The sequence below is a fragment of the Sorangium sp. So ce381 genome (genome assembly GCF_051473845.1).
Lineage (GTDB): Bacteria > Myxococcota_A > Polyangia > Polyangiales > Polyangiaceae > Sorangium > Sorangium atrum.
This window is the reverse complement of the sequence record NZ_CP150336.1, coordinates 3,449,394-3,472,460: the sequence shown is the minus strand read 5'-3', so window position 1 is coordinate 3,472,460 and position 23,067 is coordinate 3,449,394. Positions and strand designations below refer to the sequence as shown.

Here is a 23,067-nt window from a genome sequence, read left to right as displayed (position 1 = left end):
CCGGCGCGCGTCTGCTAGCGTCCGCCCATGTTTCGGCGAGGTCGCGCGCTCCAGCATCCGGTCACCATCACCCTCGACGGGGCGGCCGTCCCGGCGGAGCTGGGCGAGCCCCTGGCCGTGGCGCTGATCGCCTCGGGGCGCGTGACGCTCGCGCGGAGCCCGAAGCTGCACCGCCCCAGGGCGCCGACCTGCCTGCGTGGAGGCTGCGACGGCTGCCTCGCGCGGGTCGACGGCGTACCCAACGTGATGACGTGCCTGCGGCCGGCGGCCGGTGGAGAGCGCATCGAGGTGCAGAACGTCGTGGGCTCGCGGCAGGCCGACCTGCTCCAGGTGACCGACTGGTTCTTCCCGCAGGGGATCGATCACCACCACCTGATGGCCGGCGTCCCCGGCCTGTCCGGGGTCATGCAGTCGATCGCGCGCAAGCTGGCGGGGCTCGGGCAGCTGCCGAGCGCGGCGCTCTCACCCGAGCGCGCCGCGCGGCTCGACGTGGACGCGGCCGTGATCGGCGCCGGGCCCGCCGGCGTGGCGGCTGCGTCGACGCTCTCGGCGCGCGGCCTCCGTGTGGCGCTGGTCGACGACGGCCTCGCCCCCGGCGGGTCGCTCGCCGGCGCGCCGCGCCGCGCCGCGGAGCTCCTCGCGCGATACCCGCTCGACGGCGTCCGCGAGCTCCGCCGTCACGTGGCCGCCGGCGTCTACCTCGGCGAGCTCCTGGTCGCCGGCGACGCGGGCGCGACCGTGATCAGGGCGCCCGCCAAGGTCTTCGCCACCGGGGCGCACGACGGCGTCGCGGCGTTCCCGAACAACGATCTGCCAGGGGTCTTCTCGGCGCGCGCGTTCTGCCGGCTCCTCGCGTGCGGCGTCGAGCCGACCGGCCCCGTCGCGCTCGCGGGCGAGGGCCCCTGGGCCGACGAGCTCGCGAGCGCCCTCGGCGACCGCGTCGCGGTCCGGATCCCGCTCGCCGCGCTCGCCGCGGTGAACGGGATCTCGCAGGTGAAGAGCGTGACGGTGCGCGACGCGCCGTTCGCCCCCGACAGCCCGACGAGCGACGTCCGGGTCGTGGCCGTCGCGGTGGACGCGCCGGCAGCGCCCGCGTTCGAGGTCGCCGCGCAGGCGGGCGCGCGCGTCGAGATCGACCCGCGCGCGGGGTACGCGGTGCAGGTCGACGCGCGCGGCAGGGCCGACGACGGCCTGTGGGCGATCGGCGAGTGCACAGGCGCCTCGCTCGATCTCGCCGGCATCGAGCGGGCGGCGACGATCCTCGCCGACGACGTGCTCGCGGCGCGGTCGCTGACACCCGCGTGAGCCCGAGGGCGTCAGCGACCGCGCCGCGGCTCAGCCCTCGATGATCAGATCGAAGAGGCCGATCCCGCCCGCGAGGAACACGACGTCGAACACGCCCATGAGCGCCACGTAGTCGGTGAGCTCGCCGATCGCCGCGCCGCCGAAGAGCTCCCGCGTCCCCGCGACCGCGGCGAGCAGGGTGGGCGCGAGCAGCGGGAAGAGCACGCTGGCGAGCACGAGGTCGCGGGCGCGGGTGCGCACGGTCATGGCCCCGAAGAGGGTGCCGCTCGCGGCGATGCCCGGCGTCGCCGCGAGGCAGAAGAGCGCGAGCCCCGCGCCCGTCTCCGCGAGATCCACAGCGAAGAGGAGCGCCGCGACCGGGATGATGATCACCTCGACCGCGATGATGAACGCGCAGAGCCCGAGCGCCTTGCCGGCGAAGAGCGCGCTCCTCGCGATGGGCAGCACGAGCAGGCCCGAGAGCGCGCCGTCCTCGCGCTCCCGCTGCCACGTGCGGCTCAGCGCGAGCACCGACGCGAACGCCACGCTCACCCAGATGACCCCCGGCGCGACCCGCTCGGCCGCGTCCTGGCCCGCGTAGAACGCGAGCGACGCGATCACGGCGACGAGCACCGCGAAGAACCCGCTCGTGGTGACGATCTCGCCCGTGGCGAGCTCGATCGCGAGGTCCTTCCGCGCGACGAGCGCCGCCTGGCGCGCCCACCCGGGCCGGCGCCGGGGGAGCGACGCGCGGACCGCGGGCGCCGTGCTCTCCGACGTCACGGCGCGGAGGTGAGGCTCAGGTACGTCTGATCCTTGAGCCCACGCTCGTAGTCGGCGAGGAGGCGCATCCCCTCCGTCGGCTTGAGGAGGTCCTGCTTGATCGCGCCGTCCACCTGGGCCTTCACCTTCCCCACGAGATCGCGGTTGTCGTACTGGGTCAGCGCCAGCACCTCGTGGATCTTGTTCCCGGCGATCGTCTCCTCGATGTAGTACCCGCTCTCCTCGTCCTCATCGAGGAAGACGTGCACCTCGTTGACCCGGCCGAAGAGGTTGTGGATGTCGCCCATGATGTCCTGGTACGCGCCGGTCAGGAAGATGCCGACGTAGTACGGCTGGTCGCCCGAGATCGGGTGCAGCGGGAGCGTGTCCTTCACGTCGTTGAGATCGATGAACTTGCTCACCTTGCCGTCGGAGTCGCAAGTGATGTCGACGAGCGTGCTGTCCGACGAGGGGCGCTCGTTCAGCCGGTGGATCGGCACGATCGGGAAGAGCGCGCCGAGCGCCCAGTGATCGAGCAGCGACTGGAACACCGAGAAGTTGCAGATGTACTGGTCGGCGAGCTGCTTGCGGAGCTCGCCGAGATCGTCCGGCACCTCCTCCGGCTCGAGCGACGACGCGATCTTCTGCATGCTCTCGGCGATCTCCCAGAAGAGGATCTCGACCCGGGCCTTCACGTCGAGGTTGAGGAGGCCGAGCTCGAACATCTTCTGCGCCTCCTCCTTGATCTGGAGGAGGTCGTGCCACGACTCACCGAGGTTCGGACCGGAGATGTTGTCCTTGATGTAAAGGAGGTTCTGGATGAGCTTGTGCTCCTCGGTCTGGATGTCGATCGGCGACATCGGCGTCTTCTCGATCGAGCCGAACGCCTGGACGACAAGCACCGAGTGGTGCGCGACGATCGCTCGCCCGGACTCGGAGACGATGTTGGGGTGAGGCACCCGCTCCTCGTCGCAGATGTCCGCGATGTTGTGCACGATGTCGCGCGCGTACTCCTCGACCGAGTAGTTCATCGAGGAGTGGAAGGTCGAGCGCGAGCCGTCGTAGTCGATGGCGAGCCCGCCGCCGACGTCGATGTACTCGATGCGCTGCCCCATCTTGCGGAGCTTCGCGTAGTAGCGCGTCGCCTCGCGCACGGCGCGCTTGATGATCAGGATGTCCGGCACCTGCGAGCCGATATGGAAGTGGAGGAGCTTGAACGAGGAGCTCATGCCCGCCTCGTCCATGATCCTGATCGCCGCGAGGATCTCGGCGGTGGAGAGCCCGAACTTCGCGTTCTCTCCGCCGGAGGTCTTCCACTTGCCCGCCCCCTCGGTGAGCAGCCGCACCCGGAGCCCGATCATCGGCTCGACGTTCATCTCCTTGGCGACGCGGGTGATCATCCGCACCTCGGAGAGCTTCTCCGCAATGAGGATCACCTTCTTGCCGAGCTTGCGCCCGATCAGCGCCGTCCGGATGAAGTTCTCGTCCTTGTAGCCGTTGCAGACGATCAGCGACTCCGGGTCGCTATGGACCGACAGGCCGGCGAAGACCTCGGGCTTGGAGCCGACCTCGACGCCGTAGTGATAGGTCTTTCCCGCGTCGAGGATCTCCTCCACGACCTCCCGGAGCTGGTTCACCTTGATCGGGAACACGCCGCGGTAGGTCCCGCGGAACTTGCTCTCGGCGATCGCCCTGTTGAAGGCCTCGTTGAGCGCCCGCACCCGGTGATGGAGGAGATCCTGAAAGCGGATGAGCAGCGGCGTGCGGAGCCCTTGCTCGAGCGCCGCGTCGACGACGTCGCGGATCGCGATCTTGCTGCCGCGCTCCTGGAGCGGCGCGACCGTGAGGTTGCCGTCCGGGCTCACATCGAAGTAGCCGCGACCCCAGCGGTCGATCATGTAGAGCGACTTGGCGTCTTCGGTCGTCCAGACGTCGGTCTCGGTCTCGTGCGCGCTGCTCACAGTCGTTCTCCTTGGAGGGGGCCGCGGCCGGCGGCGCCCACACCTTCTCTGGGAGGGCCCCCAGGAGGGGGCTTCTGGCTCATCAGGGGGACGTCAGATCGTCGGTCCGACGCAGGACGGCTGGACGCCGCGCGCTGGCGACGCGGCTCATTACGATAGGAACGCCTGACCTTCAAGGGCAGGCAGCCCGGTCACGACCGGCGGGAGGGGGCTCCGAGCAGCGCGCGCTCAGGCCTGGGCCTTCGAGGCCGCCTTCGCCCGCTTCGAGGCCGACTGGTAGAGATCGTAGAGGCGCGGGACGGGGTACGCCTCGAGGCGCTTCCTGTACCCCTGGTCCTTCGACCGGTTCAGGACGGTCAACGTCTCGTCGATGAGCTTCGCCCGGGTCCCGAACTTCTCCTTTACAACGCTGAACGTCGCGTGCAGACGGAGGAGCTTGGCGTTCGAGACGTGGTCGAGACCCTTCGTGCCGCCCCGATCGGAGCTGACGCGCCCGAGCCAGAGGTCCTCGGTCGCGAACCCTTTCACGGCCTCGACGAGCTTCGCCTTGTCGCCGAAGCGCTCCTTCACGATCGCAAGCGGATTTTTGCTGGCCATTGCTGAGACTCCCACGGGCAGGCGAGGCCTGCGCCGGACATGCGCGAGATGACTCGCGCGGCTTTGAAGAGGGGCGCGATCTAGCAGAGCCGGGCGGGGCGCCGCAAGGCCGCGCTGCGGAGGGGCGGCGCCGGCGGCGGTCGAGACCCCGTGTCGCCCGTGTATCGCCGCTGTGCTGGGCCGCGGATCGTGGTACACGGCGCGCCGATGCTCAACCTGGGGAGCTGGCTCGTGGCGCACGTCGACCGGCTCCGGCCGCTGCAGCCACCGCTCTCGGACGTCAGCTCCCGCCTCGCCGGGCCCTCGTCGGCCCTGGGGAGCACCGTCCTCAAGGCCCTGTTCCCGGTCATCGCGTACATCGCGCTCGCGCCCGTCCTCTGGCTCTTCTTCCGGCGCACCTGGCGGGAGCTCGACGTCGAGGCCCACGAGCACCAGCGGCGCACCCTGGCCGCCGGCGGCTACGACCGCCGCCCCGCCGTCCTGTTCACCATCACCGCGGTCGTGCTCATGCTGCAGCAGTACTACGGCGGCCGCGCCGTCTACGACGAGCACATCCGGCCGTGGCTGCGGGAGATCGAGCTCGCTCAGACGCTCTCGCCGGCCGGGACGCTGCTGCCCGTCTCGCTCCGCCGCTACGACGAGCTCTACGGCTACGTCTGGTGGTCGTTCACCCGCGTCTTCGGCTACGTCGCCATCCCGATGGTCGCGTGGAAGGCCTGCTTCCCGAAGGACAGCCTGCTCGACATGGGGCTGCGCGTCCGGGGGCTCGCGAAGCACGCGTGGATCTACCTGCTCTGCCTCGCCGTCGTGGTCCCGGCGGTGTTCGTCGTCGCGAGCGCGCCCGACTTCGGGACCTATTACCCGTTCTACAAGCAGTCCTCCCGCTCCTGGTTCGACCTCATCGCGTGGGAGACGATGTATTTCGCCCAGTTCTTCGCGCTGGAGATCTTCTTCCGCGGCTTCTGGCTCGCCGGCCTGCGGCACACGCTGGGCTCCGGCGCGATCTTCGCGATGATCGTCCCCTACTGCATGATCCACTTCGGCAAGCCGTACCTGGAGGCGGCCGGCGCCGTGGTCGCCGGGATCGCGCTCGGCTCGCTCGCGATGCGCACGAAGAGCATCTACTCGGGCTTCCTTGTCCACGTGACGATCGCGCTGCTCATGGACCTCGTCGCGCTGTCGAACCGGGGCGCGCTGCCGCGATCGTTCTGGGGGACGTGACGTCTCCTGACATCTTCGCACATCTTCGCACGTCTTCGCGGCCGGCCGGCTGCGCGCCCGATGACGCGCCCCCGCGCCGCGGGCTCAGCCGAGCGTCCGGGTCAGCTTGCGCATGATCTCCGCCCGGCTGCGGTCACGGATCCCGCGCCGGTAGAGCGCCTCCAGCCCGCCGGCGGCCGCGCGCACCGCGTCGCGGTGCTCGCCGTCCCAGGGGAGCACCGCGAGCCTCCGCCAGAGGATCTTCTCGAGGAGCCGGGGCTTGCGCTTGGCCAGCGCGCCGCTCGCGAGCTCGATGACCCGGGCCGAGGTCGGGTCGGCGCGCATCGCGCGCACGAAGAAGCCCACGGCCGCCGTGACGCGGCGGCCGCCGTGCATCGCCTGTACGCCAGCGTCGCACAGGGCCTCGGCTCGCTCGCGCGGGGTCGCGGCGCGCCGCGCGCGCTCCCGCGCGGCCTGCACCTCGGCGCTCAGCGCGTCCCGGCGCCGCCGGGCAGGGCGCATCTTGACGACGAGGAACAGGATGAAGAGGGCCGCAACCCCCGCGAGCACGTGCCGCCAGCCGATCTCCATGGCGCCCGCCTTACTACAGCGCCCGGGACGTGCTCACCAGACCGAGCTTCTACGACTGGGGCGCGGCGCGCCGGATGGCCTCACGACGGGGTCCTCGGAATGACGGCGTGGGCCCGCGGCGTTGCTCTCCAATTCGGCTTCCTCCGATTCCACCGGCACGACGATTTCCGCCGATACGGTGCGGTTTGCGCGAGCGGACGATCGCAACCTATGCTGAACCGAGAGATGCCTGCCCCGCCGACCTCCGGGCCTTCCCTTCGCGTGCCCCTGCGCGCCCTCGCCGCCGCGCTCGGGCTCGCCGTCCTCGCGCTGCACCCGGGCAGCGCGCTCGCGGACATCTTCACGTACACCGACGCGGATGGGACGGTGCACTTCGCGAACCGCCCCACCGGCGACGCGCGGTTCAAGCTGTACATCAAGGGCGACGGGCGCCGCTCCTCGGCGCGCGCCGGCGTGACGCCCGTCGCGCCGAGCGACAAATCGCTCGAGCGCTTCAGCCGCTACGACGCGTGGATCCGGCAGGCCGCGGCGCTCTACCAGATCCCCGAGGAGCTCGTCCGCGCGGTGATCAAGTGCGAGAGCGACTACGATCCACGGGCCGTCTCGCCCGTCGGCGCGCGGGGGCTGATGCAGCTGATGCCAGAGACCGCGCTCCGCATGCAGGTGCGCGACGCGTTCGACGCGCGAGAGAACATCTTCGGGGGAACGCGGTACCTGCGCATCCTGGCCAACCTCTTCAACGGAGATCTCGATCTCACCATCGCCGGCTACAACGCCGGTGAAGGGGCGGTCATGAGGCACGGCGGCATCCCGCCGTACGCAGAGACCCAGGCCTACGTGACGCGCGTTCGGACCTACTACGCGCGCTACCGCACGACCCGGGACACCACGGTCGCATCGATCGAGCCCTGACCGGCTCGCCCGCCGCGCGCGTATACACGCCAACCAACCGCCCGCCTGCCCGCCGGAGACGCCTTCGGCGACGAGCGGCGCACATCGCCCCCGACGGGGTACCGCGATGCTACGCTCCCAGGAACCGCTGCCGCAGCCTCTCCCGGGCAGGCCCCGAGACGCGCAGGCGCAGGCACGCGGCCATCCCTCGACGCTCTCTTTGCTCCGCGCGAGCAAGGGTCCACGACATGACGACCACCTCGAGCCTCATCGAACTCACCAAGCGAAGCCACGACATCGCGCCCCTCAAGCCGCCGGTGGACCCGGCGTCCCTCCATCACGCGAACCTGCTCGAGCTGCCCGATTTCCGGAGGATCCCGGCCTACGCCGACGTGACCGACGAGCAGTTCATGGACCACCGGTGGCAGGCGAAGAAGTCGATCACCCGCCCCGACAAGCTCCTCGACACGCTGCGCGGGATGGTGTCGGACGACTTCATCCGGGACGCGACCGAGGGCTTCGCGCGCGCGCCGATGAGCGTCCGGGTCTCGCCGTACATGCTCTCTCTGATCGACTGGAACGATCCGTACGGCGATCCGCTCCGTACGCAGTTCATCCCGCTGGCCTCGCGCTTCCTGCCGGATCACCCGAAGCTCGGGCTCGACTCGCTGCACGAGCGCGCGGACGCGCCCGTCCCCGGGCTGACGCACCGGTACGCCGACAAGGCGCTCTTCCTGCCGCTCGACACGTGCCCCGTGTACTGCCGCTTCTGTACGCGCAGCTACGCGGTGGGCATCGACACGGAGGAGGTCGAGAAGACCCACTTCAAGGTCGACGAGGAGCGCTGGAAGCGGGCCTACGCGTACATCGCGTCACGCCCCGAGCTGGAGGACATCGTCGTCTCCGGGGGCGACGCGTACAACCTGCGGCCCGAGCAGCTCGGCGCGATCGGCGAGACGCTCCTCAGGATGCCGAACATCCAGCGCATCCGCCTCGCCACGAAGGGCCCGGCCGTGATGCCGCAGAAGATCCTGACCGACGACGAGTGGATCGACGCGGTCACGCGCACGGTCGAGCTCGGCCGGAAGCTGCACAAGGAGGTCGTGATCCACACGCACTTCAACCACCCGAACGAGATCACGGGCATCACCCGCGACGCGATGAACAAGCTCTTCGAGCGGGGGATCACGGTCAGGAACCAGTCCGTGCTGCAGCGCGGGGTGAACGACACGCCCGAGACGATGAAGCTGCTCGTGAAGCGCCTGGGGCACGTGCACGTGCACCCCTATTACGTCTACATCCACGACCTCGTCCGGGGCGTGGAGGACCTCCGGACCACGCTGGCGACAGGGCTCACGATCGAGAAGCACGTGCGCGGGTCGACCGCCGGGTTCAACACCCCGACGTTCGTCGTCGACGCGCCCGGCGGCGGGGGCAAGCGCGACGCGCACTCGTTCGAGCACTACGACCGCACGACCGGGATCTCGGTGTTCGAGGCGCCGAGCGTGAAGCCGGGGCAGCGGTACACGTACTTCGATCCGATCGATCAGCTCCCGCCCGAGGGGCGCGCCCGCTGGGCGGATCCGGCGGAGCACCAGAAGATGATCGATGAGGCGCTCAACGCCTCGCGCTGAGGCGGGTCGGCTCCGTGGGTCAGCGATCTGCCAGGGGATCGCTGGACCGCGGAGCTAGACCTCGGCCGGCGGCTCCTCGTAGCGGGCGAGCGCGCCGGCGAGCTCGCGCTTCACGCGGTCCACGAGGTCGGGCGGCTCGACCACGCGCGCGGTCTCGCCGAAGCCGAGGACCCACGTCGCGAGCTCCGTCATGTCGCCGATGAGCATCGTGAGCCGCACGCCGCCGCCGGACAGCGGCGTGATCTCCTGAGAGGGATGCACCTTGCGCGTCCGCACGAACTCGGTCACGCGCTCGTCGAAGTCGATCACGACGCGCCGGGGCTCGCCCCCGCGCCAGATGCCGAACTGGCCCTGGAAGTAGTCGTCGATCGAGAAATCCGGGGGCAGCTCGAAGCGCTCGGTGACCGCGCACTCCGTGTCGCGCATGCGATCGAGCAGGAACGTGCGCACCTCGCCGCGCCCCACGTGGAGGCCCACGCAGTAGATCGCGTCCTTGTAGAGGACGAGCGCGTACGGGTGGATGAGCACCCGCTCCTCGCGCCCGTCCCGCGAGCGGCGGTAGCGGCACCGCAGGGGTCGCAGGTCGGCGACGGACTGGAACAGGTCGTCGAGCTCCTCGGTGCGCGCGGCGTAGTCCTTCGGGGCGAACGGGAGATAGAGGAAGCGCTCCTCCAGCCGCGCGTCGGCGACGCCGGCGTTCGGGCCGCGCCCAGGCCTGCGCGCGACGCCGAGCAGGCGCTGCGCGGCGAGGTCGATCTCCTCGAACAGGGTCGAGCCGCGCATCGGCTCGAACAGCCGGCGGGCGGCGAGCAGGGCGTACGCCTGCGTCCGCCGCACCTCGACGCGCCGGGGCGCCTCGCTCGGAGACAGCCGCCAGAGACGAGGGCCCCCGGGGCGCGTGGCGACCGACACGAGATCGAGCTCGCGCTTGACCTCGACGAGGTAGCGCCGGAGCGAGCGCGGCGTGACGTTGAGCTCGCGCGCGAGATCGTAGATCGTCAGGCCGGCAGGGTGCTTCTGCAGCAGGCTGCGCAGCGAGTCGAGGCGCCGGTGCTGCGTGAACGGGCCTCGCGGCCGGCCGCGCTGCGCGCCGCCCCGCACGTCATCGTCGTCGTCATCGTCGTCCTCCGGCGGAGGAGGCCTCTTCGAGGCGGCCGCTGGAGCACCCGCGTCCGCCCGCGCAGGGGCCGCTGGAGGGCGCACGCTCGGCGCCGCTGGAGGGCGCACGCTCGGCGCCGCTGGAGGGCGCACGCTCGGCGCGGGCGGGGCCGCCGTGCTCGACCTGACGTCGAGGGCCGTGTCCCCCGTGAGCCGCGGCGCCGCGCCCGCGCGCGGCTTCGAGGGCGGCGTCGCGCCGCTCGAGAACGGGTCGGCGGCCTGGCCGACGCGCGGGCGCGGACCAGCCGCTGCACCGCTCGATCTGCCGGCCCCCCGCGCGCGAGTCGACGAGGTGGCAGGCGCATGGGCACCCCCGGGGCCTGTGCGAGCAGCGCGCGCCATCAGATCAGCGCTCTATCGCATCACCCCCGCCCGTCCAAGATGTTTGTCCCGCGCCCTGCCGGCCCAGCAGCGATCGCGGGCCGGGCGCGCGGCTGCGACGCTCGCCGCTCGCGGCGTTCGCGGAAGCGGCGCGCAGCGCTCGCGAGGGCGCCGTGAGACCGCGAAATGTCGTTCGGTTACGGGAACTTCGCTGCGTTGAGCCGCGGGGGCGTTGCGGCGAGCGGCGCGAACCGGAGCGGGTCCGCCGCGCCGCCTGCGGGCGGCTCACCAGGGGCGATCGCGCATCGTCTTCTTGTACTGCTCCTTGTAGAGGTCGTGGCACTGCTTGCAGCTCGCCTTCGCGCCGTCGACGTCGCCGGCCTTCGCCTTGGCGATGCCGGCCTTCGAGATGCCCACCCAGCTGCCCATGCCGGGCGGCGGCTTGCTTGCCACGTACTGCAGCGCCGACGCGATCTTCGCGGCGTCGCCGCTCGAGGTCGCGGAGGCCATCGTGCTCTTCATCCAGGCCTGCATCGGACAGAGCTTCTGGCCCTTCGCGCCGCACTCGAACTTCTTCTCGCCCGCCTGCGCAGCGCCGGTCGACGCTGGTCCCGCGGCCGCGCCGGCAGACGCAGCGGCCGTCGCCTTCGGCGCGGCCGTCTCCGCCGGCTCGGCGGTCGCCGCGGCCGTCTCCGCCGGCGCGGCCGACGCAGCGGCCGTCGGCTCGGCGGTCGCCGCGGCCGGCACGGCCGCCGTCGCCGCCGGCGCGGCCGTCGTCGCCGCAGGGGCGGCGCTCTCGGTCGGCTTGCCCTCGGCCACCGCCCCCGGGGTCGCGTCGCTCCCCTTGCTATCGCAGCCGAGCGTGGCGAAAGACAGGCTCGCGAGCAACAGCGCGAGCGGCGTGATCGTTCTCCTCATGCAGTCTCCTTGGGTGATGAACGGAAGCGCTCCTGACGAGCGCGAGGCCGAGGGATGCGTGCCGCGGTCCTCGGTGCGCCGCGCAGTGTAATCGGGTCGCCGTCCGTCCGCTGCGGTCGCGCGCCCCCGCGCTGCGCGGCGCTTCACTCGCGCGTGCCGGGCGTCGAGGCGAACGTCGACCACTGGAAGTTGTCGAGGAGGGCCACGGAATCGTTCCAGGGATCGCCGGTGTCCCAAAGTGCGAAGCGCAGCTCCATGATCTCACCTGGGGTGACATTGCCGTGCATGACCAGCCATCCGGTCCCGCCCCCCGCGCGCTCGCTCGATCCGCACCAGCCGGGCTCACCGTCGAACTGGGCGGGCGGCCTCGTGGCATCGAACCCCGTCCCCCGGAGCTGGGCGATGCTCGTGCAGGTGGTCGTCGTGCCGGGGATGGCGCCGCCGCCGCACCCGGTCGGTCCGTTCACGCACTGGGTGAAGAGCCCGGTGCCACCGAACGCGAGGTTCGTGCCCAGCGGGTAGACCGGCGCCCCGGCGGGCGGCGGGTCATAGAAGGCGAGGTTGCCGTCCGCCGGGTTCGCCGTCTCGCCTGGAAAGGGCTCGAACGTCGAGTCGAGGAGCGCCAGAAAGAAGTCGTTGAAGCGGCTGCACACCCACTCGGGGTACTCGGACGAGAGGAAGAACGTCGAGACGCTGAACGCGCTCGCGTTGGTCGGCACGCGGACGCGCAGCTTCAGCATCACGGGATCGTGGGCCGTCGCGCCGCCCTGCGGGTCAGGGCACCCGGGCGCGTTCGGGAGGTTGTCGCCGTTCGCGTCGAGCCAGTCCGCGGGCACCGTGCTCGACGTCCCCATGTCCTGGCCGCCCTGGAACGGGGCGAAGCTCGGCCTCGTGTTGTTCGGCGCCGCCTCGGCCGCGGCGACGCCGGTCGAGAGCACAGCGAGCCGCGCGCCCCGGAGCGGAGCGATGCCGGAGCCGAAGCCCTGGCGGATCGACCGCTGGGCCGCGACCGGCGCGCCGGCGCCGTCGGCGCGGTGGAAGCTCGCGGAGAGGACACCCCACGTGCGCTGCGAGCGCGACGGCGGGTTCGCCGTCGTGGTGACGCAGAGGTCGATCGCCTTCGCGTAATCGAGCGCGGTCGCCGAGTCGCTCGTGAGCCCGGCGTCGCAAGGCGCGGTGTTGTCCGCCACGCCGTCGCAGTCGTCGTCGATCCCGTTGCCCGCCACCTCGAACGCGCCCCGGTTCACGAGGGCCGGGGCGCTGCAGCCGTCCGACGGCGAGTCGCAGCAATCGCCATCGCAGATCGTCCACCCGTCGCCGTCCTGATCGGGTGTGTTGTCGACGGTACCGTCGCAGTCGTTGTCGACGCCGTCGGCGCATACGTCGAGCGCCGGCAGCACCTGGTGGAGGCACGGCCCCCACGAGAGGCCGCTCGGCCTGCACGTGGAGATCCCGGGGGCACAGGGGGCGACCCCCTCGGTGCCGGGCGGTCCTTCGTAACACGCCCTCGTGTCGCCCGGCGTGCACGAGCAGCGCCCGCGCTCTGCTTCATCGTGCTCGCACCCGTCCGCCGGGTCGTGGTTGCAGTCGAGGAACCCGTCCTCGCAGGCGGTGAGCGCGCACGCGCCCGAGACGCAGCCGATCCCGGCGTGCGAGAGCTCCGGACAGGCGCGACCGCACATGCCGCAGCTCAGCGCGTCCGTCTGGAGGTCCCGGCAGACTCCATCGCAGCACGCCGCGCCGCTCTCGCACGGGTGCGCCGCCGAGCAGCCCTGAACGCACTCGCCCTCTCCGGTGCACAGCGCGCCCAGGGGACAGTCGCCGTCGACGATACAGGCAACACAGGCGTGCTTCGCTGGATCGCAGGTGAGCGGAGCAGCGCAGTCGGACTCGGCTTCACAGCCGGCCAGGCAGCGCTTCGCCTCGGGATCGCAATAATGACCGGGCGGGCACGCGACGGGGCCGGGCAGACAGGCCACGCAGGCGCCCGTCTCCCTGTCGCACAGCGGGGCGGTCGGGTCCGCGGCGCAGTCGGCCGGACAATCGGCAGCGCCCTCGCCTCCGCCTCCTCGCGGCATGTCGGGGCCTGCCGCGCCGGCGCAGGACGGCGCGACACCGGACGCCAGCGCGAGCCCGACCGCGGCGGCGAGCCCTCCGCTCCAGGCCAGCGGGCGGCGACGGACTGCGCGGGTTCTTGTCGACATCGGCAAGCGGCTCCCCTCCTCGGCGCGACGCACCCGAGGGGTGGCCGACCGCAAGGATCGTAGACTACCCTGTCGGTGCCTGGAACGACGGCAGATCGGCGGGGATGAGGCGCCTCGCCTGGACATCACCGATGCGCGCCGGGTGTTCGGCAACACGCGACACACGGCCGCGACGCGCTCGACCGCGCCGAGCGGAGGTGCGACCGGGGCGTCGCTCAGCGCGTGTGCTGGTACAGCGTGAAGGCGCCATCGCGCTCGATCCGGCGAAATGAGGGGTGCGCCGCGGTGAACAGCGGTTTATCCGGTCGCTCGTTCCGGAGGATCACGTAATCGTACGCAACGCCATGGACATCCGGCTTGAACCACTCACCGCGGTTCGACGGCGGCGCGGGGAGACGACGCTTCAGCGTGAAGGGGAAACCCACGTTGTGCCAGCCGTCCGCGCTGAAGCCCCCGTGCAGGATCTGCACCCACGACGAGAAGTGGTTCGTGCCCTCGATGATCAGCGATTCATCGGTCCGCGGAGGCAGGGTCAAGAAGAGGACCTCGGCGCCCGGCGGGATCCGCTCCACCATCCGGGCGAACGGCTCGACCCGCTCGTCGAAGCGCGCATATTTCTCCGAGAGGTGGAGCGGCAGCACGAGCGCCGCCGCCGCGGCGGGGGCCATCAGGAGGCGCGAGCGGCCCTGGAGCGGCGCCGTGATGGCCAGGAAGCCGAAGAAGCAGATGAACGGCGAGAAACGCCCGCTCACGAACCACCAGTCGAAGGGGCGAGCCAGGTGCAGCGGCACGAGGAAATAGCAGAGCGCCATCGCCGCGCAGAGGGCGAGAGAGCGATGGCGGTGCAACCGGTCGAGGAACGAGCCGGCAGGCGGGGCCGGCTCGCGCGCGGGAAGGCTGCGGCCAGGGAAGAAGCGCCGAGCGACGCGCGCGACGCGCGCGACGCCGGAGACGCCCAGCAGCGACGCCACCGCGACGAGCACCCAGAAGAGCCGGGTGTCGAGATCACCCGATACCGAGTCGAGCGTGTACTCGGGGAACGATCGGAGCATCTCGTGCCATGGCACCCAGACGCCCTGGAACCGCGGGCCGCTCCGCAGATCGACCATGGGGCTCTTGAAGGCGACGAGCTGCCAGAGGACGAGCGCGACGGCGGGCGCGAAGAGCGGCAGCGCGACGGCGATCCGCGACCACCGGGGCAGGTGGCAGAGCATCAGCACGGCGACGCAGACGTAATAGCCGAAGAGGATGAGCGGATGGCTGAGGCCGCAGCCGACGCTGAGCAGCGCGACGGCGACCCCGCGCCCGGGGCTCGGCCGATCGAGGTAGGTGTCCAGCGCGACGACGCCGACGAGCAGCAGCGCGACCCCGACGAGGAACGGCAGGAAGCCGCACGCCCAGGAGAGGCTGAAGGCCAGCGGGAAGGTGAGGACCGAGAGCCAGGGGCTGCGCCGCGTCCGGCGCGCCCAGCCGAGCGCGGCCGCGGGGATGGCGAGCACATAACCGGAGAGCACGACGCGATTCGCGTTCTCGAGGCCGACGGCATAGGCGATCACGTGCGTCAGGATGTGATAGGCGCCGTACGGGGCCGGGCGGAGGCTGAGCTCGTAGAAGTCCCTGAAGCGCGTCCACGGCTCATCGAAGCTGTGCCAGATATGGACGGCCGCGAGGTGGTTCGGCAGATCGAGCAGCGGCAGGAACCGCACCCGCCATATCGGCACGACGGCCGCGACGGCGAGGAGCACGAACGTCGCGACGAACGCCCTGTCGCTCGACCAGCGCTCCTCGCTCCCGACCGCGGGAGGCGCCGCCGCGCCGGGAGGTCGGGGTGGTGGGGCGGCGGACGCGTCGGCCCGCGGCGCGGGATCGCTGTCGGGCGGGCTCGAACCGGGCATTTCCATAAGAAGTGTGGCGCTCCCCTTCCCTCCGCTGCTGCACGAGGAGCGGGTAGGCCGCGAGCGTTAGCACAGCGCGCCACGCGGATTGCAGCGCCGCGTGTCTTCCTCTAGTTTCCCGGGCACCTCGCCGCGTGGACACGGCGCGAGGTGACGACCACTGGCCATCCGGAGCGGCACGGGGCGCTCCAGGCAGCCCTCCAGGAGACCTGAATCCATGAGGCACCTCGCTCGCGTCGCAGGCGGCGCCGCAGTCCTGCTCGCCGCCGCGACGCCGCGCGCGCAGGAGCCCGAGCCCGCGGCGGAGGAGCCCGCCGCCGCGGTCGCGAGCCCGGGCGACGCGCAGGCAGGAGGGGTCGAGGCGGCCGGCGAGCCGGAAGGCGCAGCGGCGCCGGCCGCTCGGGCGAGCGCGCCCGCGCAGGAGCCGCGGCCGCGCGAGGCGCCGGCGCCCGCGAGCGGCGACCGCGGCGACCTCTTGCCGCCGGGCTTCCGGGAGCGGGTGCGGGTCGCGCTCGGGCCGCTGGAGATCGCGCCGATCGCGCTGCTCGCGCTGCAAGCCGCGCCCTACGTGGGCGAGGACGCGCTGAGCCAGGCCGGCGACAGCGCCGAGCGGCCCGGCTTCCGGCTGCGCCGGGTCCGCGCCGGGCTGCGCGGCGACGTCGCGGGGCTCGTGCGGTTCGCCATCTCCACGGAGCTCGCCGGGGACGACGAGGGGACGGCGCGAATCCACGAGGCGTGGGCCGGCGTCACGGCGGCGCGCGCGTTCGAGGTGATCGCGGGCGCGCGCACCGTGCCCTTCTCGCGCTCGGCGATGACCGGCGCCGGCGACGGCGCCCTCGCCGAGCGGCCGCTCGCCGTCCGCGCGATCGCCCCGTTCACGCAGGTCGGGATCCAGGCCGAAGGGCACTTCCAGGACCGCGCCTTCAGCTGTCACGCGGGCGTCTACAACGCCTTCCAGCGCTCGGATCAGTTCTACGCAGGCCCCTCCGAGAGCCTCGCTCCCCTCGGCAACCGCTTCGAGGGGATCGCCGTCGCCGGCCGGGTCGCCACCGAGCCGCAGGGATCGCTCGGCCGTACGCTCCAGGACGTCGCCCGCTCGCCCTTCCGCCTCGGGGTCGGCGCCGACGGCTTCTTCAGCGACGGCGGCGCGCGCGCGCTCTATGGCGCGAGCGCCGACGTCCTGGTGCACGCCGCGGGGCTGCACGCGCTCGGCGAGGTGCTCTGGACCGGGGCGAGCCCCAAGGCGGTGCCCACCCAGCCGATCGCCCAGATCACCTCGGTCTCGTCGCTCGCGCTCGTCTTCGAGGCAGGCTACATGCTCATCGCCCGGAGGCTCGGTGTCTCGGGTCGGGTGGAGTGGATCGACCCCAACCTGGATATCGACGATGAAGGGGACAACCTCGTGCTCACCGGCGGCGTCAGCTACCACGCGTACGACGATCTGGTGAAGGCGCAGCTCGAATACACGCATCGTGAGGAGCTCGGCGGGCTGTCGCTCTCGAACGACGCGCTCCTCCTGCAACTCCAGCTCTCGCTGTAGGGGAGATCTCTGTGCGGCGAACCCACCGCTCGCTCACCCGGGTAGCGCTCGTCCCGCTCGCCGCCGCCGCGCTCGCCGCCCCCGCGCTGCCGAGCTGCGGGGGCGATCGGCTGCTCCGCGCCAAGCGGATAGAGCAGCGCGCCGAGCTCGTCGGCGGCCCGGTGGCGATGGCGGACATCGGCGACTTCCTCCTCGAGAACGACCAGATCCGCGTGGCGATCCTTGGCGGGCGGGACTCGCCTGGGCCGGGGATCTTCGGCGGGGCCATCGTCGACGTCGACCGGCGGCGCGGCCGGATCGGTGAGGAGGGCGGCCAGGGGCGGGACCGGTTCGCGGAGATGTTCTCGCTCGCCAACCTCATCGTGCCCGACCCCACGGCGACCGACGTCTCCGTGCTCGCGGACGGCTCCGACGGCGCAGAGGCCGGGATCCGCGTCGAGGGAGACGGGGAGTTCCTGTTCGAGGCGATAGGCCTGCTCCGGGCGCAGGAGGATCTTCTCGGCCTCTTCTTCCCCGACGTCCGCTCCAGGATCCGCTTCCGGACAGACTACCTCCTTCACCCGGGCGATCGGTTCGTGACGGTGCGCACGGTGCTCCTGCTCGACGACAGGCCGCCGCCCGGCTGCGAGCCCCAGAGGAGCTGCGCGCCGTGCCCGAACGGGGTTCGGCAGGATCCGGGCGGCTGCCTGACCTGCGCGTGCAGCGACGTCCTGCCGCTGGACAACGCCACGGCCCCTGTCTCGGTGTTCGGCGGCATCCTCGGCGATCCGCCGGAGGCCGCGCAGGAGGCGTCGTCGCGCCGCGCCGGCATCGTCGCGGGAGATTTCGTGTTCTTCGGCAACCAGAACGACGTCTTCGCGCCCGGGGCGGGCTTCGACGAGGACACGGCGGTCCAGGACGCGTGGAACGCGGGGCGAAACTCCTTCCAGGCGCCGCTCACCTTCGATTTCGTGGCCGCGGCGGGCGGCGACGTCAGCTACGGCTACTTCACGAAGGCCGAGGAGGGCGCGGCGCCATCGGTGGTCAACGTGCCCCTCTTCGCGAGCGCGGCGACGGCGTTCGTGTCCGCCAGCCGATCGTGCCTGTTCAGCGAGGAGGACGACGCGGCGTGCGACGCCCACCGCGCGTTCAGCTACGAGCGCTACCTCGCCGTGGGCGACGGCGACGTCTCGAGCGTGACGGGCGTGATGCACCGGCTCCGCGGGACCGCGACGGGCGCGGTCAGCGGCCACGTGCTCTGGGAGGACACCCTCGAGGCCGCGCCGAACGCCCGCGTGTTCGTCTTCGCCGATCCCGATCCCGCGCGGCCGTTCGCCTCGCTGGACGAGCTCGTGGCGGCCAACCGCGAGGCGCGCGGCGACGTGGGCCTCATCGACGAGATCGACGCGGATCTCGGCCTCGACCCGTCCGAGGACGGTGATTTCCGCGGCGCCCTGCCGCCCGGCAGCTACCTGCTCGTGGCGAGGAACGCGGCGGGGACAGCGATGTCGGCGCCCGCCCGGGTGAGCCTGCGGGCCGGACAGGAGGTCGCTGTGTCGCCGCGCCTCCCCGCGCCGGCGAGGGTGCGCTACCGCGTCGCGGACGAGGCAGGCCAGCGGGTGCCGGCCAAGCTCGCCTTCGCCTCGCTCGACGAGGCGGGGCGGAGGCTCCCGGGCGACGGCCGGCGCAGGGTCTACCTCGGCGACGGGCGGCTCGGGAACGGCAACCGCGCCGTCGAGGTCACGGCCACCGGCGAAGGCGAGGTCGAGATCGAGCCGGGGCGATACCGGATCACGGTGTCGCGAGGCATCGAGTACGGCATCTACGTGGAGCGCGACGTCACGCTCGCGCCGGGCCGCACGTTCCAGCTCGACGCAACGCTCGTGCGCGAGGTCGACACGAGCGGGTGGATGTCGGCCGACATGCACCTCCACTCCGAGCCGAGCTTCGACAGCGGCATGGCGCTGCCGCGGCGGGTGGCCACCGTGGCGGCGGAGGGCGTGGAGCTCGCGGTGTCGACCGACCACGACGTCGAGACGGACTACCGGCCGACCGCGCGCGCGCTCGGTCTCGCGCCTCACCTCGCCACGGCGGTCGGGGCGGAGATCACCACGCTGGAGCAGGGGCATTTCATCGGGTTCCCGCTCGAGTACGACGAGCTCGACGTCCCGGGCCACGGGGCGCACGACTGGACGTGCGAGCCCGGCGGGGGGATCCTCGACGCCATCCGGACCTCCGGCGACGGCACGGTGGCGCCGCTGACCATCGTCGCGCACCCGCGCGACGGCTTCTTCGGCTACATCGACCAGCTCGGCGTCGACACGTACACGATGGGCCGGACGCCGACGTTCCTCGAGGAGAACAACCCCGTCTTCCGGACCGCCAGCTGCGCGTTCGACGCGATGGAGGTCATCAACGGCAAGCGGTTCGATCTGGTGCGCACGCCGAGCGTGGCCGAGGTCGTCGACTGGAACCGCTGCCTCGCGCGGCTGAACGCCGCCGGGAGCGCCGCCGAGATCGAGGCGGCGTGCCCCGAGGTGGCGGGCTGGCTGCGCGCGCCGTGCGCGGCGGCGTCCGCGCCGGGCGGCGCTTCCGGCGCAGGCGCGGCTGCCGCCGCTGTCGCCTTCTCCGATTGCAAGCGCCGCGCCCGCACCGAGCTCGCCTGGGCGCTGATGAAGCGCATCCTCGCCCGGACGCCCGACGAGCAGGCGAAGAACTGGGGCTTCTCCGGAACGACCTCCGACAGCCAGGAGCTCTGCGGGCCCGCGGCGCTCGGCGGCGATCCGGTCCCCGAGGACGCGCGCGACGCGCCGTGCACGTACCGCGCGGGCCAGGTGGACGACTATTTCCGCTACCTCGAGCGGGGCTTCGCGCCGGCGCAGATCGCCAGCAGCGACAGCCACGACGGGTCGAAGGAGCCGGGCTTCCCGCGGACCTATTTCCGGAGCGCGACCGACTCCCCTGCCGCCCTCGAGGCGCCGGCTGCGGTCGAGAGCTTGCGGGGCGCGCACGCCTTCGCGACGTACGGCCCCTTCATCCGCGCGACGATCCGCGGCAAGACGTATGGTGAGGTGGCGGCGGCGAGCGCCGGGGAGTCGCTCGAGCTCCTGTTCGACGTCCAGACGGCGAGCTGGTTCGGCGTCGATCGGGTGGAGATCTACCTGAACGGCCGGATGGTCCGCTTGCTGGAGCCGGCCATGCCGCCGAGCGCGATCGTGGACGTGCGCGGCAAGGTCACCTTCACGGCGCCGGATCGCGACTCCTGGGTGGTGATCATCGCCATGGGGCTCGAGGACAGGAACCTCATGAGCCCTGTCTCCCTGGACGTCCCCTTCGGTGAGATCCAGCTGTCCCGGTTGGCCGGCGACGCGTTCGGCAGGATCCCCGCGCTCAGCGCCCTGTTCGCGCCCACGCCGACGGTGCCCGACTGGTCGCCGGTCCCGCCCTATGCGATCACCAACCCGATCTACATCGATGTCGACGGCGACGGCCGCTACGACGCCCCGCTGGCGAGGCCCGATTTCTGCTCTCGCCCCTGCGATCCGGACGTCCTCGATCCGGAGCAGTGCCCCGCCCAGCAGGTTTGCCTGACGGAAGAGGCGGTCTGCGGCTTTCCGATCCCCGGCAAGTGCGACCATCGTCGCCCGGCGCTCGCGCACCGCGACGACTGAACGCCGGTCCCCAGGAGCGCCGACGCGCGCCCGCGTGGCCGGGCCGAACTCGGCCGGCGCTCAGGAGATGACGTTTGCGTGCACATGACGGGGCACGTGCACGCAAACGTCGCTTGATCTCGGGGGAGGGTCGGCCGGCCGCTCCGGCCGGAGCTTAGCGGCCCTCGATCGACTGCGACTTGATGTGGAACTCGACGCGCCGGTTGCGCTGCCGGCCGTCCGGCGTGTCGTTGGACACGAGCGGCCGGCGGGAGCCGTAGCCGACGGAGGTGAGCCGCTCCGACTGAATGCCCTTGTTGATCAGGTAGACCCTGACCGCGATGGCGCGGTTGTGCGCGAGCCGGTCGTTGTAGTCGATGGTGCCCTGGTTGTCGGTGTGCCCCTCGATGCTGAGCAGCTTGATCTCGGGGTTCGCCTTGAGCAGTCGCACCACCTCGTCGAGGATCGGATAGCTCTGCGGGAGGATCCTGGAGCTGTCGAACTCGAACTCGACCTGCTTCATGATCTCGATCTCGGCGGAGCCCGTGATCCTGCGGATGTAGAAGGGGCAGCCGTTCTTCTCCGGGTCTTCGACGACGACCTGCCCCGGCTCCTTCGGGCACTTGTCCTCGGCGTCGGGGATGCCGTCCTGGTCCGCGTCCTCCTCGGGGCAGCCGTCGCGATCGTCGATGCCGTCCTTGTCCTCGGGATCGTCCGGGCACTTGTCGACGACGTCGGGGATGCCGTCGCCGTCGCGATCGGGCATGTCCGGACATCCGTCGCTCGGCTTGGGCTGCTTGCCGTCCTCGGGATCCTCCGGGCAGAGGTCGATGACGTCGGGGTAGCCGTCGCCGTCGGTGTCTTTCTCCGCCGTGATCACGTAGTTGAAGCCGGGCGAGCGGGCGTCGGAGTCGGCGATGCCGAACGAGCCGCCGACGAGGGCGACCCCCCGGAAATCGGGCGCGTAGCCGCCGCTCATGCGGGTGCCGACGCCGGCGCCGACGTAGACCGCCTTGTCCTTGGTGAGGAACATCTTGCTGTTGAGCTGCCACTCGATGGGCGAGGCATCGAGCTCGCCCGCGGTCTCCTTGAGGAGGCCGAACGAGCCGAAGATCTCGGCCCCGAGGCGGAGCTTGCCGTCGAGGAGCGGGACGTAGCCGCCGACGCCGTACGTGAGCTCGCTGCCGACGACGAGCTCGTGGAGCTGCACGCGCGGCCGGATGGCGACGCCGGTGTTCAGGGTGACGACGAAATCCTTGAAGTCGTACTCGGCGCCGAGGCCGAACGAGCTGCTCACGCCCCGGTCGCCGGCGAAGGAGTAGTTGTTGCCGATGGGCACGAAGACCGCGCCGGTGAGGCCCAGCCGGAAGCGGCGCTCGTCGAGCTCCAGGGCGACGAAGCGCGCGTCGATCCGGAGGTCCATCGGGGTGGCGGTCTTCAGGTCGACGCTCTGGTTGAGGCCGATCTCGCGGTGGTAGGTCTGGTTGCCGTCCTGGAAGAGGACGATGGGGAACGAGACCTGGAGGGCGCCGCGGCCGAGGATCTCGACGCCCGCGTTCAGGTAGGTGATGAGCTGGGAGGTGACGGGCCCGTCGCCCTCGATCCGCTCCTCGACGGCGAGGTTGTCGACGTAGTTGTCGTCGCGGAGCGGGTGGACCGACATCCCCAGCCCGAGCTGCCCGAAGAAGCGCGTCCGTTCCCCCATGTGCGGGCGCCAGACGCCGATCCCGTCGTCGGGGGCGCCGGCCATCCTGAGGCGATCGAGGTAGAAGGTCCGGTCCTGCGCGAGGGCGGCGGAGGGCGCCAGCGCGGCGAGGGCCGGTGCGGCCAGGGCCGCTGCGGTCAGCGCGCAGCGAAGGCGCGACGGGCGTCGCGGCGCACGGCCCGGCAGGTTTCGTCGATCCATCACGGTGAGCTGTCCTCCAAGCAACGCTCGAAAAACGAGGTTGACGCGGGCGTTCCGCCGCATGCGGGCCGGCGTCCGGGCGGGAGACTACTCGGGCCGGGGGAGGATGTCTCCTGGGTCGAACCAGGAGGTGCGAGGACCGCCGCCCAAGCCGCCGGCTGTGTCCGGGGCGCGCGGAGTTGAGGCGGCGAGCTGGCGCGCGGTGCTTCCGCGGCCTCGGCACGGTGTGTAGCGTGGGCCGCATGTCGACGGTGAAAAGGCGGCGCACGGGCCACGCCGCGGGCGCGCGGATGGCTCCGCTGGCGATTGCGGCCGGGATGACGAGCTGCGGCCTGGTGCTCGGGCTCGACGACTTCAAGGACGCTCCGCGGGCGAGTGCTGGAGGAGAAGGAGCCGGCGGCCACAGCGACTCGAGCTCCGGCGCAGGAGGTTGCGAGCACGGCAAGCGCGACTGCGTCGGCGATACGCCGCGGCAGTGCGCGGATGGGGAGTGGATTCCCCAGCGGCCTTGCAGCGGAGAGGCGCCAGTCTGTGCAAAGGGCCGATGTGTCCCATGCACCGAGGGCGAGCGCGGGT

Annotated in this window: 15 protein-coding genes; 6 read left to right on the top strand and 9 right to left on the bottom strand. The window is 71.7% G+C overall.

Annotated elements, in window-relative coordinates; translation table 11 throughout:
- The first annotated feature begins 27 nt into the window (after positions 1 to 27).
- Positions 28 to 1,305, top strand: a complete 1,278-nt coding sequence (locus WMF29_RS13225) for a (2Fe-2S)-binding protein (protein WP_437329171.1) — start codon at positions 28 to 30, stop codon at positions 1,303 to 1,305.
- A gap of 30 nt (positions 1,306 to 1,335) precedes the next feature.
- Here the strand turns inward: WMF29_RS13225 and WMF29_RS13220 are convergent, their stop codons facing one another.
- The 3 genes from WMF29_RS13220 to WMF29_RS13210 all read right to left on the bottom strand — a co-directional run bounded on the left by WMF29_RS13220 (position 1,336) and on the right by WMF29_RS13210 (position 4,604).
- The gene (locus WMF29_RS13220) at positions 1,336 to 2,067 is read right to left on the bottom strand and encodes a heme exporter protein CcmB (RefSeq protein WP_437329170.1); all 732 of its coding nucleotides are present in this window, start codon (positions 2,065 to 2,067) and stop codon (positions 1,336 to 1,338) included.
- Positions 2,064 to 4,007, bottom strand: coding sequence for a biosynthetic arginine decarboxylase (gene speA, locus WMF29_RS13215; protein WP_272103290.1), 1,944 nt, complete (start codon positions 4,005 to 4,007; stop codon positions 2,064 to 2,066). The genes WMF29_RS13220 and speA overlap by 4 nt, the downstream gene beginning before the upstream one ends.
- A 228-nt stretch (positions 4,008 to 4,235) precedes the next feature.
- The gene (locus WMF29_RS13210) at positions 4,236 to 4,604 is read right to left on the bottom strand and encodes a hypothetical protein (protein WP_012235084.1); all 369 of its coding nucleotides are present in this window, start codon (positions 4,602 to 4,604) and stop codon (positions 4,236 to 4,238) included.
- A gap of 207 nt (positions 4,605 to 4,811) precedes the next feature.
- Here WMF29_RS13210 and WMF29_RS13205 point away from each other — a divergent pair, with 207 nt between their 5' ends.
- Positions 4,812 to 5,825 carry a CPBP family glutamic-type intramembrane protease gene (locus WMF29_RS13205; protein ID WP_437329169.1) on the top strand — a complete coding sequence of 338 codons (1,014 nt, stop codon included), beginning with the start codon at positions 4,812 to 4,814 and terminating at the stop codon, positions 5,823 to 5,825.
- An 84-nt stretch (positions 5,826 to 5,909) separates the two neighbouring features.
- Here WMF29_RS13205 and WMF29_RS13200 read toward each other — a convergent pair whose 3' ends face one another.
- The gene (locus WMF29_RS13200; protein ID WP_272103287.1) at positions 5,910 to 6,395 is read right to left on the bottom strand and encodes a hypothetical protein; all 486 of its coding nucleotides are present in this window, start codon (positions 6,393 to 6,395) and stop codon (positions 5,910 to 5,912) included.
- 210 nt (positions 6,396 to 6,605) lie between these two features.
- Here WMF29_RS13200 and WMF29_RS13195 point away from each other — a divergent pair, with 210 nt between their 5' ends.
- On the top strand, positions 6,606 to 7,307 hold the full coding sequence (locus tag WMF29_RS13195; protein ID WP_437329168.1) for a transglycosylase SLT domain-containing protein: 702 nt from the start codon (positions 6,606 to 6,608) through the stop codon (positions 7,305 to 7,307).
- Between the two features lie 227 nt (positions 7,308 to 7,534).
- Positions 7,535 to 8,920 carry a KamA family radical SAM protein gene (locus tag WMF29_RS13190; protein ID WP_437329167.1) on the top strand — a complete coding sequence of 462 codons (1,386 nt, stop codon included), beginning with the start codon at positions 7,535 to 7,537 and terminating at the stop codon, positions 8,918 to 8,920.
- A gap of 54 nt (positions 8,921 to 8,974) precedes the next feature.
- Here WMF29_RS13190 and WMF29_RS13185 read toward each other — a convergent pair whose 3' ends face one another.
- From WMF29_RS13185 to WMF29_RS13170, 4 genes are all read right to left on the bottom strand, one after another.
- Positions 8,975 to 10,420, bottom strand: coding sequence for a WYL domain-containing protein (locus WMF29_RS13185; protein WP_437329166.1), 1,446 nt, complete (start codon positions 10,418 to 10,420; stop codon positions 8,975 to 8,977).
- A 264-nt stretch (positions 10,421 to 10,684) separates the two neighbouring features.
- Positions 10,685 to 11,317 (bottom strand): hypothetical protein, encoded by a 633-nt coding sequence (locus WMF29_RS13180; RefSeq protein WP_437329165.1) that lies wholly within the window; start codon positions 11,315 to 11,317, stop codon positions 10,685 to 10,687.
- 143 nt (positions 11,318 to 11,460) lie between these two features.
- Positions 11,461 to 13,521 (bottom strand): MopE-related protein, encoded by a 2,061-nt coding sequence (locus tag WMF29_RS13175; protein ID WP_437329164.1) that lies wholly within the window; start codon positions 13,519 to 13,521, stop codon positions 11,461 to 11,463.
- Between the two features lie 215 nt (positions 13,522 to 13,736).
- Positions 13,737 to 15,416 (bottom strand): hypothetical protein, encoded by a 1,680-nt coding sequence (locus tag WMF29_RS13170; RefSeq protein WP_437329163.1) that lies wholly within the window; start codon positions 15,414 to 15,416, stop codon positions 13,737 to 13,739.
- 217 nt (positions 15,417 to 15,633) lie between these two features.
- Here WMF29_RS13170 and WMF29_RS13165 point away from each other — a divergent pair, with 217 nt between their 5' ends.
- Complete coding sequence (locus WMF29_RS13165; protein ID WP_437329162.1) at positions 15,634 to 16,956, top strand: porin; 1,323 nt, start codon at positions 15,634 to 15,636, stop codon at positions 16,954 to 16,956.
- A gap of 11 nt (positions 16,957 to 16,967) precedes the next feature.
- The gene (locus WMF29_RS13160) at positions 16,968 to 20,606 is read left to right on the top strand and encodes a PHP domain-containing protein (RefSeq protein WP_437329161.1); all 3,639 of its coding nucleotides are present in this window, start codon (positions 16,968 to 16,970) and stop codon (positions 20,604 to 20,606) included.
- Positions 20,607 to 20,760: 154 nt separating this feature from the next.
- Here WMF29_RS13160 and WMF29_RS13155 read toward each other — a convergent pair whose 3' ends face one another.
- Complete coding sequence (locus WMF29_RS13155) at positions 20,761 to 22,491, bottom strand: OmpA family protein (RefSeq protein ID WP_437331114.1); 1,731 nt, start codon at positions 22,489 to 22,491, stop codon at positions 20,761 to 20,763.
- Positions 22,492 to 23,067 lie beyond the last annotated feature (576 nt).

What these genes read in the sequence shown, in the direction of transcription:
- WMF29_RS13225 (WP_437329171.1), top strand. Translation starts at nt 28, where the DNA reads ATGTTTCGGCGAGGTCGCGCGCTCCAGCATCCGGTCACCATCACCCTC.
- WMF29_RS13165 (WP_437329162.1), top strand. Translation starts at nt 15,634, where the DNA reads ATGAGGCACCTCGCTCGCGTCGCAGGCGGCGCCGCAGTCCTGCTCGCC.
- WMF29_RS13205 (WP_437329169.1), top strand. Translation starts at nt 4,812, where the DNA reads ATGCTCAACCTGGGGAGCTGGCTCGTGGCGCACGTCGACCGGCTCCGG.
- WMF29_RS13170 (WP_437329163.1), bottom strand. Translation starts at nt 15,416, where the DNA reads ATGCCCGGTTCGAGCCCGCCCGACAGCGATCCCGCGCCGCGGGCCGAC.
- WMF29_RS13200 (WP_272103287.1), bottom strand. Translation starts at nt 6,395, where the DNA reads ATGGAGATCGGCTGGCGGCACGTGCTCGCGGGGGTTGCGGCCCTCTTC.
- WMF29_RS13190 (WP_437329167.1), top strand. Translation starts at nt 7,535, where the DNA reads ATGACGACCACCTCGAGCCTCATCGAACTCACCAAGCGAAGCCACGAC.
- WMF29_RS13210 (WP_012235084.1), bottom strand. Translation starts at nt 4,604, where the DNA reads ATGGCCAGCAAAAATCCGCTTGCGATCGTGAAGGAGCGCTTCGGCGAC.
- WMF29_RS13155 (WP_437331114.1), bottom strand. Translation starts at nt 22,491, where the DNA reads ATGGATCGACGAAACCTGCCGGGCCGTGCGCCGCGACGCCCGTCGCGC.
- WMF29_RS13195 (WP_437329168.1), top strand. Translation starts at nt 6,606, where the DNA reads ATGCTGAACCGAGAGATGCCTGCCCCGCCGACCTCCGGGCCTTCCCTT.
- WMF29_RS13175 (WP_437329164.1), bottom strand. Translation starts at nt 13,521, where the DNA reads ATGTCGACAAGAACCCGCGCAGTCCGTCGCCGCCCGCTGGCCTGGAGC.
- WMF29_RS13185 (WP_437329166.1), bottom strand. Translation starts at nt 10,420, where the DNA reads ATGGCGCGCGCTGCTCGCACAGGCCCCGGGGGTGCCCATGCGCCTGCC.
- WMF29_RS13180 (WP_437329165.1), bottom strand. Translation starts at nt 11,317, where the DNA reads ATGAGGAGAACGATCACGCCGCTCGCGCTGTTGCTCGCGAGCCTGTCT.